The 14388-nt window shown below is 68.8% G+C and carries 13 protein-coding genes, 1 tRNA gene and 1 other annotated feature; of the genes, 8 read left to right on the top strand and 6 right to left on the bottom strand.

What is annotated here, in order from left to right; translation table 11 throughout:
• The first annotated feature begins 69 nt into the window (after positions 1–69).
• On the top strand, positions 70–1167 hold the full coding sequence (locus BJY20_RS04280; protein WP_185990397.1) for a PDZ domain-containing protein: 1098 nt from the start codon (positions 70–72) through the stop codon (positions 1165–1167).
• Here BJY20_RS04280 and BJY20_RS04275 read toward each other — a convergent pair.
• On the bottom strand, positions 1164–2207 hold the full coding sequence (locus tag BJY20_RS04275) for an MDR family NADP-dependent oxidoreductase (protein ID WP_185990396.1): 1044 nt from the start codon (positions 2205–2207) through the stop codon (positions 1164–1166). The two genes, BJY20_RS04280 and BJY20_RS04275, sit on opposite strands and share 4 nt — an antisense overlap.
• An 18-nt stretch (positions 2208–2225) precedes the next feature.
• On the bottom strand, positions 2226–2777 hold the full coding sequence (locus BJY20_RS04270; RefSeq protein ID WP_185990395.1) for a PPA1309 family protein: 552 nt from the start codon (positions 2775–2777) through the stop codon (positions 2226–2228).
• A 45-nt stretch (positions 2778–2822) separates the two neighbouring features.
• Between BJY20_RS04270 and BJY20_RS04265 the strand changes: the two genes are divergently transcribed.
• The 6 genes from BJY20_RS04265 (at position 2823) to BJY20_RS04240 (ending at position 10804) form a co-directional block, all read left to right on the top strand.
• On the top strand, positions 2823–5837 hold the full coding sequence (locus tag BJY20_RS04265) for a UPF0182 family membrane protein (protein ID WP_185990394.1): 3015 nt from the start codon (positions 2823–2825) through the stop codon (positions 5835–5837).
• Between the two features lie 44 nt (positions 5838–5881).
• Positions 5882–5958, top strand: a tRNA-Met gene (locus BJY20_RS04260).
• Between the two features lie 170 nt (positions 5959–6128).
• Positions 6129–7511, top strand: a complete 1383-nt coding sequence (locus BJY20_RS04255; RefSeq protein ID WP_185990393.1) for an FAD-dependent oxidoreductase — start codon at positions 6129–6131, stop codon at positions 7509–7511.
• A gap of 9 nt (positions 7512–7520) precedes the next feature.
• Complete coding sequence (locus BJY20_RS04250; protein ID WP_185990392.1) at positions 7521–8816, top strand: M16 family metallopeptidase; 1296 nt, start codon at positions 7521–7523, stop codon at positions 8814–8816.
• On the top strand, positions 8813–10171 hold the full coding sequence (locus BJY20_RS04245; RefSeq protein ID WP_185990391.1) for a M16 family metallopeptidase: 1359 nt from the start codon (positions 8813–8815) through the stop codon (positions 10169–10171). The genes BJY20_RS04250 and BJY20_RS04245 overlap by 4 nt, the downstream gene beginning before the upstream one ends.
• Before the next feature lie 174 nt (positions 10172–10345).
• A complete protein-coding gene (locus BJY20_RS04240; RefSeq protein WP_185990390.1) occupies positions 10346–10804 on the top strand; it encodes a hypothetical protein in 459 nt (152 codons plus the stop codon).
• On the opposite strand, the gene BJY20_RS16600 is transcribed toward BJY20_RS04240, so the two are convergent.
• From BJY20_RS16600 to BJY20_RS04220, 4 genes are all read right to left on the bottom strand, one after another.
• A complete protein-coding gene (locus tag BJY20_RS16600) occupies positions 10789–11019 on the bottom strand; it encodes an IS3 family transposase (RefSeq protein WP_221935459.1) in 231 nt (76 codons plus the stop codon). The two genes, BJY20_RS04240 and BJY20_RS16600, sit on opposite strands and share 16 nt — an antisense overlap.
• 22 nt (positions 11020–11041) lie before the next feature.
• Positions 11042–12118, bottom strand: coding sequence for an IS110 family RNA-guided transposase (locus BJY20_RS04230; protein ID WP_221935240.1), 1077 nt, complete (start codon positions 12116–12118; stop codon positions 11042–11044).
• A gap of 198 nt (positions 12119–12316) precedes the next feature.
• Positions 12317–13048: an IS3 family transposase gene (locus tag BJY20_RS04225; protein ID WP_185990389.1), complete on the bottom strand. Its 732-nt coding sequence runs from the start codon at positions 13046–13048 to the stop codon at positions 12317–12319.
• Positions 12956–13099 (bottom strand) — a sequence feature (AL1L pseudoknot). (Overlaps the previous gene by 93 nt.)
• Positions 13057–13377: a transposase gene (locus BJY20_RS04220; protein WP_185990388.1), complete on the bottom strand. Its 321-nt coding sequence runs from the start codon at positions 13375–13377 to the stop codon at positions 13057–13059. Its footprint overlaps the feature before it by 43 nt.
• A 222-nt stretch (positions 13378–13599) precedes the next feature.
• Here BJY20_RS04220 and BJY20_RS04215 point away from each other — a divergent pair, with 222 nt between their 5' ends.
• Entirely contained in the window at positions 13600–14388 is a 789-nt protein-coding gene (locus BJY20_RS04215; protein ID WP_185990387.1) for an SDR family oxidoreductase, read from the top strand.

Raw genomic sequence — 14388 nt, 5'->3', positions numbered from 1 at the left:
GAGAGGATGTGCTGTCCTTTAGACCCAACCACGAGTGGTGCCGGATGGTTCCCGGACCTAGGAGGTCGCGTGCTGGACGAATCGTCCCAGCCACCACGGAGTGAGCGAATCGCCCGCCACGTCCTCGTCGTCGCGGTGCTCTTCCTCATCGTCTCGCTCCTCGGCAGCTTCATCAAGGTGCCGTACGCGGTGGAGAGCCCCGGGCCGGTGACCGACACCCTCGGTGACCTCGACGACGGCACCCAGCTGGTCAGGGTCGAGGGTGCGAAGACCTACCCGACCGATGGCCATCTCTACTTCACGACCGTGCGCATCCTCGGCGGTCCGGATCGTCACATCAGCGTCTGGGAGTGGGTCTCCGGGCACCTGGACTCCGACTCGCGGGTCGTGCCGGAGGAGAGCGTCTTCGGTGAGGACCGCAGCGCCGAAGAGGTCGAGGAGCTCAACAGCGCCCTCATGGAAGGCTCGCAGCACACCTCCATCGCCGTCGCACTGCGCAGCCTCGACAAGAAGGTCGGCCAGGAGAACGTGGTCGCCCGGGTCGCCAAGGGGATGCCCGCGGACGGCGCACTGCAGCTGGAGGACGTCGTCCTCTCCGTCGACGGCGAGCGTCCCGGCAGCCTCGAGGAGCTCGTCGACGCGATCGGCGACCGCGAGGTCGGTGACGAGGTCACCCTCGTGGTCCGTCGTGACGGCAGCAAGAAGAGCGTGACGCTTCAGGCGGCCGACATCGGCAACGACCGCGCCGGCATCGGCGTCGTCCTCGAGCCGAAGTACGACTACCCCTTCGAGGTGCGGATCGACGCCGGCCACGTCGGCGGGCCGAGCGCCGGCATGATGTTCGCGCTCGCCGTGCGCGACCGGCTCACCCCCGGAGCCATGACGAAGGGGGAGTCCGTCGCGGGGACGGGCACGATCTCCGACTCCGGCAAGGTCGGGCCGATCGGTGGCATCGCGCAGAAGATGGTCGGCGCCCACGAGGGGGGCGCTGACTGGTTCCTCGCACCGGATGCCAACTGCTCCGACGTGGTCGGCCACGTGCCGGACGAGCTGGGCGTGGTGGCCGTGGAGACCTACGACGAGGCCGTCACCGCCGTCGAGTCCATCGCGAAGGGGGAGACCTCGGATCTGCCGACGTGCGAGGACCGCCAAGCCGCGAAGGACTAGCTGCGAGGGCCGGGAGTCGCCGGCCCGGGCTCATTGCGGAGGTCGACCACGCCGCGGCCGATCACCTCGCTGGAGAACAGCGCACAGAAGGCCCGGGGCATCTCGGCGAGTCCGTGGTGGGTGGTGGCGCTGGCAACGAACGGGCGCCGCTCCTCGTGGTGCTCCACGAAGGCCTCCAGGTCGGACTGCGCGTGCGGGTAATCGGTCACGGACATCCCGATCATGCTGATCCGGCGGCTGATGAGCTCGGCGGAGTCCTGGAGGATCGGTCTGGTCGGCGCTGCCCCGGCCAGACCGGCGACCACGGCACGGCCGTGCTCGCGCAGCATCTCCAGGCCGGTGCGCAGGGAGTCGCCGCCGACCAGGTCGAGGTAGACGTCGAGCCCGTCCGGCGCGTGCCGTTCGAGTGCCTGGGCCAGGTCCTCGTGACGGTCGAACACGTCGGCGACGCCGAGAGTGTCGCGCAGGTGGTCCAGCTTGGCGGGTGACCCGGCGCTCGCGATGACATGGGCGCCGGCCCGCAGCGCGATCTGCACGGCACAACTTCCCACCCCGCCGGCGGCGGCGGGTATCCAGACCGTCTCTCCGGCGCGGAGCCGTCCCACGGTCATCAGGGCTGTGTGGGCGGTCTTGCCGACGTGTCCGAGGATCGTCAGGTGGCGCAGGGGGTCCGCGTCCGGAGACAGGACTCGCAGCCCGCCGCCATCGACCGTGCTGACGCGTGCCCAGGGCAGGAGGCCCGTGACGAGGTCTCCGACCTGGATGTCGGGGCGGTCGGAGGCGGTGACGGTGCCGATGGCATCGCTGCGCGGGGTGTCGCCGGGGTCGATGGCCGGCCCCAGGGTGGTGGAGTGACCGGTGCCCAACCTGGTCCGCAGGCCCGCGTTGAGGCCGAAGGTCGACGCCGCGACGGTCACGTCCCCGCCCGGGTCCGTCAGGGCTAGTTGCTCGCCGCGCAGCTCGAAGTCGGCGGGTTCGAGGGTCTCGCCCGGCACCCGAGCCAGGACGATGCATTCGTTCGACGCCTCGGGGTCGTTCATCGCGAGCTCCTCACGGGCTCAGTCCTCGAAGGTCGCGCGCAGCGCGTGCACCAACCCGGGGGCGATGTCCTCGCCGGTGGCGACGCGGTCGTCCCGGTCGTTGGCGCGCTGACGCAGCAGGCACACCGCGCGACCGTCCCGGTGGACGGCGACGAGCAGGCGGACGTCCTCGCGCTGCGGGTGCTCTGAGAGCGCAGCCAGGGCGTCTTCAGCGTCCTGCGGCAGGTCACGCTCGGCGCCCGGGGGGATGACGACGCGTTCGATGGCCAGGGCCGCGCCGTGCACGGTCTCCGGCCAAGCCATCCGGCCGAGCAGCGACTCCAGCGAGGAGGTCTGCGGCAGGTCCTCCTGCTCGATCGCGGTCAGCGCACCGGGAGCGCGGTCGGCGGCATCGTCGAGGGCGAGTTGGGGCTCGGCCTCGACGAGCGTGGCGGTGTCGACGAGCGCGAAGATCCGCGGGTTCTGGTCCCAGCCGGAGATCGCGACATGACGCTCGGTCTCGAGCGCGGCGACGGCCAGGGGTTCGGTCGTGGGGGTGTTTTCTGATGACGAGTCGGGCACGGGGACCATGCTGCCTTACGTGCTGTCAGGACGGCTGGGTACGGTGTCCCCACCATGAGCAGCGCGAGTTGGCCGCACGGCGGTGACGAAGGGGGCGCGGTGCCGCCCCGCGACCACGACGGGACCCCACCCAGGCGTGGCCCGGGCAGGGTGGCGAAGGTGGCCCTCTCGATCGCCGTGGTGCTCATCATCGTCAGCATCATCGCGAGCCTGTGGACCGAGTCGCTGTGGTTCTCCTCCCTGGGCTTCTCCGGCGCGTGGTGGTCACGCCTGCGCACGCAGGCCCTGCTCTTCATCGGCGGTGCCCTGGTCACCGGGCTGCCGATCGGGGTGAGCCTGTGGCTCGCCTATCGCACGCGGCCGCTCACCGTGCCGATGTCAGCCGGCGAGCAGGCGCTGGCGCAGTACCGCCAGGCCATCGAGCCCTTCCGCAAGGTGACCGCGTGGGTGCTGCCTGCCGTGCTCGGGCTCCTCGGTGGGCTCACCGCCGCGGGCCAGTGGCAGGCATGGCTGCTGTGGCGCAACGGCGAGGCGACCGGTGTCACCGACCCGCAGTTCGGGCGGGACATCAGCTACTACCTCTTCGGGCTGCCCTGGTGGGGCTTCCTCGTCGGCTTCCTCACTGTCGCCCTGCTCGCGAGCCTGCTCAGCGCGGTCTTCGCGCACTACATCTACGGTGGCATCGTCCCGCCGGGTCGTGGACGCTCCTCGCGGGCGGCCTTCCTCCACCTGGCGATCATCGCCGCGGTGCTCGCGCTGCTGCGCGCATGGAGCTACCTGCTCGACGCGCACGGTCTGACCACGCGGGAGGGCGAGGTGCTCACCGGTGTCGGGTACACCGCGGACCATGCGATCATCCCGACGAAGTACATCCTCGCGGTCGCGGCGGTGCTGTGCGCCGTGCTCTTCCTGGCCTCGGTGCGCTCGCGCTCATGGCGGCTGCCGATGATCGCGGTCGGCACGCTCGTCGTCCTCTCCATCGTCGTCGGGGCGATCTACCCGGCCCTGGTGGAGACGTACAAGGTCTCGCCCTCGCGCAACTCGCTCGAGGAGCCCTACCTCCAGCGCAACATCAACGCCACCCGCGATGCCCACGGGGTGACCGACGCGAAGGAGTCGACCTACGACGCGGTCTCCGACGTGTCGACCGGCCAGCTGCGCGAGGACGCCCAGTCCATCCCGGGCATCCGGCTGCTCGACCCCTCGGTCGTCAGCCAGACCTACCAGGAGCTGCAGGCGCAGCAGCCGTACTACACCTTCCAGGACGAGCTGGACGTCGACCGCTACGAGATCGACGGGGAGACCACGGACGTCGTCGTCGGCGCACGCGAGCTCGACCTGAGCAACGTCCCCGCCGACCGGCGTGACTGGGTCAACGACCACACGGTCTACACGCACGGCTACGGCCTCGTCATGGCTCGCGGCACCCAGGTGCGGGCCGGCAACCCGGAGTGGATCAACCCGCAGTCGGCGATCGGTGAGTACGAGCCGCGCATCTACTTCGGCGAGGAGATGGACCACTTCTCGATCGTCGGGCGCAGCGACTCCCAGGAGCCGCGCGAGGTCGACAAGCCAACCGGTGGGGACGACACCCGCTACACCTACCAGGGTGACGGGGGAGTGGACATCGGCTCCCCCCTTCGTCAGGCGGCGTACGCGCTGACCCAGCGGGACCTGAAGTTCATGCTCTCCGACGCCGTCGGGCCCAGCTCCCGACTGCTCGAGCACCGCAAGCCCATGGAGCGGGTGGAGCGGGTGGCGCCGTGGCTGACGCTCGACGACGACGTCTACCCGGCGATCGTCGACGGCCGCGTGAAGTGGATCGTCGACGGCTACACGACCTCGCGGCAGTACCCGTACAGCACCGCCTTCTCGATGTCCGGTGTGCAGACGGGGCAGGTTTCCTCGCGCGAGACGCAGCAGGCGAGCGCACTCATCGGGGACCGGGTCAACTACATGCGCAACTCGGTCAAGGCGACCGTGGACGCCTTCGACGGGAGCGTCGACCTCTACAAGTGGGACGAGGACGACCCGATCATCCAGGCGTGGGACAAGGCCTTCCCCGATCTGATGCAGGACCGCAGCGACATCGGCAGCGAGTTGATGTCGCACCTGCGGTATCCGGAGGACCTCTTCCTGATGCAGCGCGCCGTGCTCGCGGACTACCACGTGACCTCCGCGAGCGACTTCCGCGCCGGTCAGGACCGCTGGCGGGTGCCGGACGACCCGTCGCGCGGTGATGACGGCGTGGCCCAGCCGCCGTACTACCTGTCGCTGGCGATGCCCACGCAGGACAAGCCCTCGTGGTCGCTCACCTCGACCTACATCCCGCGTGGTTCGCGCAACGTCATGGCCGGGTATCTGGCCGTCGACGCCGATGCCGGCGCGACCGGTGGCGACCCTGCCAAGGGGTACGGGCAGCTGCGGCTGCTCTCCGTGCCACGCAACACGACCGTGCCCGGCGTCGGGCAGGTGCAGAACGACATCGTCTCCTCCAACGCCACCTCCGGAGATGGCACCCAGACCCTGCAGGACTACCTCAACAACGCCAACCGCGGTGGCTCGCAGGTGCACTTCGGCAACCAGCTGGCCCTGCCGGTCGGGGAGGGCTTCCTGCACGTGGAGCCGATCTACCTCTCCTCCTCCTCGGGGACCTCGTACCCGCAGCTGCGGATCGTCGTGGCCACCTTCGGCGGCAAGGTCGCCTGGGGCCAGACGCTCGACTCGGCGCTGGACCAGCTCTTCGAGGGCGATGCCGGTGTCGAGGGCGGCGACTCCACGCCGGCCGAGGAGGGCGAGCCCACCGTGCCCGGGTCCGAGGACGAAGGGGGCGACGGCGACGGCGCCGACGACGGCAATGACGAGCCGACGCCTCCCGCCGCGAACGACCCGAAGGCCCTGCGCGAGGCCATCGCCGGCATGGAGAAGGCCTACGCGGATGGCCAGGAGGCGCTGAAGAAGGGCGACTTCGCCGCCTACGACAAGGCGCAGAAGGAGCTGAAGAAGTACCTCGAGGACGCCGCTGCCGCTCAGCCCTCAGGGGGGTCGGCAGACTTGGAGGGCAACTGATTTGGCGCTCCCCGCAGGTTCACGTAGAGTTGCTACTGCAACGACGCGGGGTGGAGCAGTTCGGTAGCTCGCCGGGCTCATAACCCGGAGGTCGCAGGTTCAAATCCTGCCCCCGCTACCACCTGAAGAGGCTCCCGAACCAATGGTTCGGGGGCCTCTTCGCTTGCCTCGGGACGACGACGCTTCGCACCCACTGCGGTGACGTGGCCCCGTGCAGGTGGCTGCTCAGGGTCGGGGAGATCACTGTCCCTGAATTGGTGCTCGGGCCGCTCCGAGCGGCAGAATGGACGGGTGAGCGCTAACTCTGGCAAGCACCATGTCGTCATCATCGGATCCGGCTTCGGCGGTCTCTTCGCCGCCAAGGAGCTGGGCAACAAGGATGTCGAGGTCACGCTGATCTCCAAGACCAGCCACCACCTCTTCCAGCCCCTGCTGTACCAGGTGGCCACCGGCATCCTCTCCGAGGGCGACATCGCTCCGACGACCCGTGACATCGTCCAGCGCCAACGCAACGTGCGGGTCATCCTCGGTGACGTCACGGACATCGATGTCGAGTCCAGGGCCGTGCACTCCGAGTCGCTCAACCAGCACACGGTCACGCACTACGACAGCCTGATCGTGGCCGCCGGGGCAGGCCAGTCCTACTTCGGCAACAACCACTTCTCCCGCTTCGCGCCGGGGATGAAGAGCATCGACGACGCACTGGAGCTGCGCGGGCGCATCTTCGGCTCCTTCGAGCTCGCCGAGACGTCCACCGACCCCGACCAGCGCCGACGGCTGCTCACCTTCGTCGTCGTCGGTGCCGGACCCACCGGGGTGGAGATGGCCGGCCAGATCGCGGAGCTGGCCCAGCGCACCCTGGCCGACGAGTTCCGCCAGATCGACCCGGGCGAGGCCCACGTCATCCTCGTCGACGCGGCCCCGAAGGTCCTCCCGAGCTTCGGTGACCGGCTCAGCGTCAAGGCACAACGGAGCCTGGAGAAGCAGGGCGTCGAGGTCCAGCTCGATGCGATGGTGACCGACGTCGACCAGTACGGGATCCAGGTCAAGGACCCCGACGGCAGCCACCGGACCATCGAGACGATGACGAAGGTGTGGGCGGCCGGCGTCGCCGCCTCGCCCCTGGGGGCCATGCTCGCCGAGCAGACCGGCAGCGAGGTCGACCGCGCCGGGCGCCTGCACGTCGAGGACGACCTGACGGTCCCCGGCCACCCCGAGATCTTCGTCGTCGGCGACATGGTCAACCTCAAGGGCTACCCGGGTGTCGCACAGCTGGCCATCCAGGGTGGGCGCTACGCGGGTCGTGCCATCGTGCGCCGGCTCGAGGGCAAGGAGGAGCAGGGCGCCTTCAGGTACCGGGACAAGGGCTCCATGGCCACGATCTCGAAGTACTCGGCCGTCGCCAGCATCGGCAGGATCAACTTCACCGGGTTCCTCGCCTGGCTGGCGTGGCTGGCCGTGCACCTCATGGCCATGGTCGGCTTCAAGAACCGCATCTCCACGCTGCTGAACTGGATCATCACCTTCGTCGGGGACAACCGCAACGAGCGGGTCTCGACCTTCCAGCAGGTCTTCGCGCGCACGGCGATGCAGGACCTGGGGCCGAGCGCCTACCCGGACCTGTCGGACCGGGCGGATGATGACGACGAGGAGTCCGAGCGCAACGCGTCGTAGGCTGCGGGCATGGCTCTGGACTTCCCTTTCGAGGACCACACCCTGACCAACGGACTGCGCGTCATCGTGCAGCCCGACGCCACGACACCCACCGTCACGGTCAACATGTGGGTGGGCGTCGGCTCCCGGCACGAGGAGGCGGGGGCGACCGGTTTCGCCCACCTCTTCGAGCACCTGATGTTCCAGGGGAGCGAGAACGTCGCCAACGGTGAGCACTTCCAGGCACTCATGGGTGTCGGCGGTCGGCTCAATGCGACGACGTGGTTCGACCGCACGACCTACTTCGAGACGATCCCCTCGGGCGCGCTCGAGCTCGCGCTGTGGCTCGAGGCCGACCGGCACGCCAACCTCTTGGCGGCCGTGACCCAGGACAACCTCGACAACCAGCGCGACGTCGTCAAGGAGGAGAAGCGGCAGCGCTACGACAATCAGCCCTACGGCCAGGCGATGACGCGGATCTACGCGACCGTCTTCCCCGAGGGGCACCCGTACCACCACCCGACGATCGGCTCGATGGCCGACCTCGACGCCGCGACGGTGGCGGACGTGCACGACTTCTTCCGCCGGCACTACGCCCCGGGCAACACGGTCCTGACGATCGTCGGGGACGTCACCGCGGAGCGTGGGCTGGAGCTGGCCGAGCGCTACTTCGGCCACATCGAGCACCGGGCCGAGCCGCGAAGGGGGCCGGTCGACCCCCTCCGTCCCCTGCCGGAGCCGGCCCGCGAGGAGATCGTCGACGACGTGCCCAACGACCGCATCCACCTCGCCTTCCGTCTGCCTGCCGAAGGGGGCGACACCCGTGATCAGTTCCTCGCCTCGTCGATGGCCCTGGACTGCCTCGGCGGGCTCAGCTTCTCCCCGCTGGAGCAGCGCCTCGTGCGTGAGGAGCAGCGGGCCAATGCCATCGACGTCGGGGCGATGGGCTTCGTCGACGGGGTCTCCCTCGGCCTGGTGATCGTCGACGTCGCGGACGGCGTGGACACCCAGGAGCTGGAGGAGCAGGTGTGCGCGCAGCTGAGCGCCTTCGCCGATGCCGGCCCGACGCCCGAGCAGATGGAAGCGGTCCGGGCCCAGGCCGAGCGGGCGTGGCTGTCGGCACTGGCCGACAAGGACGAGCGTGCCGACCTGATCAGCCACTACACGTGCCTGCACGACGACCCCGGCTACATCAACACCTTCCTCGACCGGCTCGAGAGGATCACCGCTGAGCAGGTGCGCGCCGCCGCGGACGCGTGGCTGCGCCCACAGCACCGAGCCGCCGTCGTCTACCGAGCCGCCGAGCAGCAGGAGGAGGCAGCATGAGCACGCCCACGGTCCCACGTCCGCAGGTCACCGCGCCGGGGGAGTGGTCCTTCCCCCAGCCGCGTGAGCTCACGCTGCCCAACGGCATCGGTGCCCTCGTGCACGACGTCCCCGGCCAGTACGTCATCTCCGTGCGCCTGACCGTCCCGGTCGCGCTGCGCCACGAGCCGGGGTCCAAGGAGGGCGTCGCCTGGGTCATGGCGCGACTGCTCGACGAGGGCACCCGCACGCACGGCCAGCGTGAGCTGTCGGAGCTGCTCGAGCGTCGTGGCATCGCCCTCGGTGCCGGCATGAGCGAGGCCTCGCTCGGTGTCGACCTCGACGTGCCGCAGCGCTTCCTGGGCCAGGCGCTGGAGCTGCTCACCGAGTGCGTCAGCGAGCCGGTCTTCGAGCAGACGGAGGTCTCGCGCATCGTGCGCACCCGCCTGGCCGAGATCGAGCAGGAGCGGGCCTCGGCCGGTCGTCGCGCCTTCAAGGAGTGGGCGAGGACCTACTACGACCCCACCATCCGCGCGTCGCGTCCCGGTGGTGGTCAGGCCGAGACCGTCGCCGACGTGACCCGGCAGGACGTCGTCGACTTCCATGCCGCCCACGTCCACCCCGAGGGGACGACCGTCGTCGTGGCCGGCGACCTCACCGGGATCGACGTCGAGGAGCTGCTCGGCTCGACCCTGGGTGCCTGGACGACCTCGGGTCGTGCCCGGCCGGTCGACCGTGAGCCGGCCCCGCGCGCTGCCGATGCCGCCCGCGTCGTCCTGGTCGACCGTCCCGGCTCGGTGCAGTCGGAGATCCTCATCGGCGCTCCCGGCCCGGACCGACGTGTCGAGTCCGGGTGGGCCCCCTTCCCCGTGCTGGCCTACGTCATGGGTGGCGCCCCCAATGCCCGCATCGACCAGGTGCTGCGCGAGGAGAAGGGGTACACCTACGGCATCCGCTCCGGCTTTCGTCCCCGCCAGGTCGGCTCGGCGTTCACCGTCGCCGGGTCCGTGCGTGCCGACTCGACCGTCGACTCCCTCCGTCTGCTCGAGGAGATCCTCGCTGGTGCGCAGGAGGGCTTCACCGAGGAGGAGACCCGCGCCGGCGTCGACTTCATGACCCTCACCGCCCCGGGTCGCTACGACACCGCGGACGCCATCGCCGACGAGACCGCGGGACTGGCGGGTGACGAGCTGCCGCTGACCTTCACCAGCGACACGATCGCGGCCATGCGTCGGCTGACCGCGGACGACCTCAGCCGAGCCTGGCGCGAGCAGGTCACCCACGAGTGGACGGTCGTCGTCGTGGGCGACGCCTCGCTCTACAAGGACGAGGTCACCGAGCTCGGGCTCGGCCCGGTCACCGTCGTCCCGAACTGAGCGGGCACAGGAGGGACTCCTGGTGCACAACCCCCGAGAACTTTGGGGTGTCGGTAACCGGGAGTCCCTCTTGTGCACACGGATCCTGTCCACAAGCCGCGAACCTGTGGTCGGGTCGTCCCCAGATCGGTGCGAACCGCAGATCGGTCGGCGGAGTGCGGGTGGGCTGGGGCGATGCTCTACACCTACCGGCAGCTGCGTGGCGAACGCTACTCACGCCGCACGATCGACACGCTGGTGGATGCCGGGACGCTGAGGCGGGCGGGGCGATTCTTCGCCTCCCGCTCCGAGGACGACGTGGTGGTCGAGGCTCTCCGCCACGGGCTGCGGCCCACGTGCCTCACGGCGGCCGAGCACCACGGGCTGTGGCTTCCCCCGGGCTCCGGTACCCACGTCCATGGTCGACGTCGGGTCGACCTCCCGGACTCCTATGTCGGGCACGGATGGCACCGGGTGTGGCCGGAGGACCTGCCGGTGGCCTCCCCGGCGTTGCTCATCGAGCACGCGGCCCGGTGCCTCGACCCGCTCGACGTGGGCATCCTCGCTGACTCCGCGCTGCGGCAGGGCAGGCTGCACGAGTCCCAGATCGATGTCATCCGCAGTGTCGCGTGCCGGGTTCAGTGGAGACTCTGAACTGACGTAGCGACGGTAGTCGCTACGGGGTTGTGCCGGTAGTGCTGCTCTTCGAACTCGACCGGTGGGACGAGTCCGATCTCGCCGTGGAGGCGTCGATAGTTGAACCAGTCGATGTACTCAGCGACCGCGATCTCGAGGTCGTCGATGTTCTTCCAGGGGCCCTTGTTGCGGACCAGATCGGCCTTGAACAGCGAGTTGAACGCCTCGGCCAGCGCGTTGATGCTCCTATATCTGTCAAGCGGCTTCGGGTGATGCTTCGCGGGGCTGGCGCAGGGGTCGCATTGCGGCCCAGAGTTCGCGGGCGAGGAGTCGTTTCAGGCATCGGATGATCTCGGCTTTGGTCTTGCCCTCCGCGGTGCGCCGAGCAACGTAGGCCTTCGTCGGCTCGTGGTGTTGCATCCGCACGATCACGACGCGATAGAGGGCGGCGTTTGCTTGCCTGTGGCCGCCGCGGTTGAGCCTGTGTCGGTTGGTCATACCGGAGGAGGCCGGGATCGGGGCGACGCCGCACAGTCGTGCGAAGGCCGGCTCGGAGCGAATCCGCTCAGGGTTGTCGCCAGCGACGATGAGCATCTCAGCTGCCGTGTCGGGACCAACCGCGAACGCTGCGGTCAGGTCCGGCGCCACCTGGGTGGTCAGCTGTTCCAGGACCTTCTCGTGGCCGCTGATCTCCTCGTTCAGGTGCTGCCACCGTCGAGCGATCGCACGCAGGGTGTACTTCGAGGACGACAGGATCGTGGTGACCTGGCCGGGTCGCAGTGCGGCGCACCGGTTGATCAGCGCCATCTTCGACAGCGGCTGCAGATCCTCACGCAGCTGCGGTGGAGCGTTGACGATGACCTGCTTGAGGCTGATCATCGCCGCAGTGCGTGCCTTGACCGCGATGTCCTTGGCCACCTTGACCTGGCGGATCATCTCCACGGTGCCGTCGGCGGTCTTCGGGATCGCGGTGGCCTGCCCGGCCAAAACAGCGCGGGCAGCGTTCTCAGCGTCGATGGAGTCGGACTTGCCCCGCAGGCGCCTATCGCGCCGGTCAGTACGCACGACCTCTATAGCGCCGATATCGCGGCGGCGCACCGCGCTAGCCAGACCGGCGCCGTAAGAGCCGGTTCCCTCGATGCCGAAAGTGGGCTTGCCGCCGAAGGCCAGTGCCCAGTCGATCAATTCGAGGTAGCCGCCTGTATCGGCTGCGAATGAGCGATTGCCCAAGGTGGCGCCGAGCTCGTCGATCGCGACGGCGACGTGGACGTGTTTGTGGGTGTCGACGCCGATGACGACTCGACGGTGTGCGGGGACCTGTTGCATGCTCATCAGTACTTGCTCCAACCAGACCAGGGACAGGGCGAGTGACGCTGGCCGGTCGGGTGGACGGGACTGTGATGAGACTGCTGAATCAGGCTCCTATGAGGTCACGCCCGCCCGGCCAGCACCATGTGGTGGTGCACCACCAAGCGGACGACAGATCAACAGCCAGGACACCCAGACTTCGGGGTCAGTCGTAAGCAAGAGTCAGGCCGCCTGATGGTGATTGAGACTCTCACAGTCGTAGCTGTTACCGGTGGATCCGACCGACGCTACGGCGCCGGCCTCGGCCAGCCGCTGGGTGTAGCGCACCGCGAGGTACTGCACTCCCTTGTCCGAATGTGCGATCACACCGGTGGTGTCCTGGCCGGCGTGGTCGCGGGTCCACAAGCCCATCTCGAGGGCGTCCAGCGCCAGGTCGGTGCGCAGACTCTTCGACAGTTGCCAGCCCACCACCCGGCGGGAGTAGACGTCGATGACAAAGGCCGCGTAGACCCAGCCGGCGAAGGTGCGGCAGTAGGTGATGTCCGCGACCCAGACCCGGTTTGGTGCGGGCGCCTTGAAGTCGCGGTCGAGCAGGTCGGGGCGGGTATCCGGACCGGCGCCGGCGATGGTGGTGCGCGGACCCTTGGCCCGACTGATTCCGCGCAGCCCGTCGGCTCGCATCAGCCGGTGCACGGTGCACCTGGCGATCCGATGACCGCGCCGGTTGAGCTCGGCGTGCATCTTCCGGACCCCGTAGACGCCGTAGTTCTCCGCGTGCACCCGCTGGAGCACTTCCAGGTGCCGCCGGTCGGCCACCGCTCTGGCCGACGGCGGTCTGGTCTTGGCGGCGTAATAGCTGCTCGGGGCGATCTGCATCCCCGCCCTGCGAAGGACGGTGCAGATCGGCTCGACCCCGAACCGGTCGCGGTGCTGGTCGATGTAGTCGACCAGCACCGCCGTAGTCACTTCAGCTTGCGGTCGAGCTCCGCCGCGGCGAAAAACGCCGAGGCCGTCCGCAAGATCTCATTCGCTCGCCGCAGCTCCTTGTTCTCACGTTCAAGCTGGGCGATGCGCTGACCCTCGGCCGTGGTGACGCCGGGGCGGTGACCCTGGTCGATCTCGGCCTGGGAGACCCAGTTCCGCAGCGTCTCAGGGTTGATCCCCAGCTGCTCACCGACCCGACGAAGAGCACCGCTCCTCGTGGCCGGGTCACGCCGCAGATCGACCGCCATCCGGATCGCCCGTTCCCGAAGCTCCTCGGGGTACTTCCTTGGTGCTGCCATGACTCTCATCCTTCCGTGGAATGAGAGCCTCCATCAGACCCGGCACGCGGCAGACCTTCACCGGAGCACGCCCCAGTGCACGCCCATCCACCAACGAAACAACGGCGGAGTCCACCGAAGGTTTCCGCGGGCCAGCTCTCTTCTCGTAAGTCTTCACCCCATTGACAGTTCTTGAGTACTAGATACTGTGTCTCGCATACCCAACGTGAGGCAGGTCATCTTATGAGTTTCACCACCACCACCCGCTCGACCGCCTTGGTGCTGGCTGGCAGCAAGGGTCTTGGATATGGATGCGCCAGTAGGCTGGCTGAAGACGGTCATGACGTGGCGCTCTGCGCCCGGAGTGCGGAGAGCGCGGAGGCCGCGGCGAGCACACTCGCGGCCCATACACGTTCCCTCGGCGTGGCCGCGGACGTTTCCGATCCCGAACAGCTCCACGAGGCTGTGGAACGTGTCCGCACCGAACTGGGCCCCATCTCGGTCCTGGTCGCCAACGCGGGTGGGCCTCCTGCAGGAGGCTTCGAGGCCTTGGCTGACGAGAGTTGGGAGACGGCCTATCAGCTGACGTTGATGAGTTTCGTGCGGTGCGTTCGGGAAGTGCTGCCCGACATGCGCGCCCTCGGCGGTGGTCGCATCATCCTGATCGGCTCATCCAGCGTCCGACGGCCGATCCCCAACCTGACGCTGTCCAACACTTTCCGGCCCGCGCTCAATGGGCTGGTCAAGGACTTGGCCATCGATCTTGCCGCAGACAACGTGACGGTGAATGTCGTGGCCCCTGGCCGCGTCGACACCGACCGCGTACGGCAACTTGACCTTGCGGGCGCTGAGCGCACCGGGCGGACTGCCGAGGAGGTCCGGGCCGCGTCCGAGGGCTCGATCCCCATGGGTCGCTATGGCCGGGTTGAGGAGTTCGCTGCGCTCGTCGGCTTCTTGGCGTCCGAGGCCGCCTCCTACGTGACAGGGCAAACGATTCTCGTCGACGGCGGCCTGACAGCTTCCCTCCCCTGA

This window comes from Janibacter cremeus, assembly GCF_013409205.1.
In the GTDB taxonomy this organism is placed as follows: domain Bacteria; phylum Actinomycetota; class Actinomycetes; order Actinomycetales; family Dermatophilaceae; genus Janibacter; species Janibacter cremeus.
The sequence above is the reverse complement of the archived record's forward strand: the minus strand, read 5'-3'. Positions and strand labels throughout refer to the sequence as shown.

Coding starts and splice junctions, on each gene's coding strand:
- BJY20_RS04275 (WP_185990396.1), bottom strand. CDS start 2,207: ATGAACGACCCCGAGGCGTCGAACGAATGCATCGTCCTGGCTCGGGTG.
- BJY20_RS04270 (WP_185990395.1), bottom strand. CDS start 2,777: ATGGTCCCCGTGCCCGACTCGTCATCAGAAAACACCCCCACGACCGAA.
- BJY20_RS04265 (WP_185990394.1), top strand. CDS start 2,823: ATGAGCAGCGCGAGTTGGCCGCACGGCGGTGACGAAGGGGGCGCGGTG.
- BJY20_RS04250 (WP_185990392.1), top strand. CDS start 7,521: ATGGCTCTGGACTTCCCTTTCGAGGACCACACCCTGACCAACGGACTG.
- BJY20_RS04245 (WP_185990391.1), top strand. CDS start 8,813: ATGAGCACGCCCACGGTCCCACGTCCGCAGGTCACCGCGCCGGGGGAG.
- BJY20_RS04240 (WP_185990390.1), top strand. CDS start 10,346: ATGCTCTACACCTACCGGCAGCTGCGTGGCGAACGCTACTCACGCCGC.
- BJY20_RS04230 (WP_221935240.1), bottom strand. CDS start 12,118: ATGAGCATGCAACAGGTCCCCGCACACCGTCGAGTCGTCATCGGCGTC.
- BJY20_RS04220 (WP_185990388.1), bottom strand. CDS start 13,377: ATGGCAGCACCAAGGAAGTACCCCGAGGAGCTTCGGGAACGGGCGATC.
- BJY20_RS04215 (WP_185990387.1), top strand. CDS start 13,600: ATGAGTTTCACCACCACCACCCGCTCGACCGCCTTGGTGCTGGCTGGC.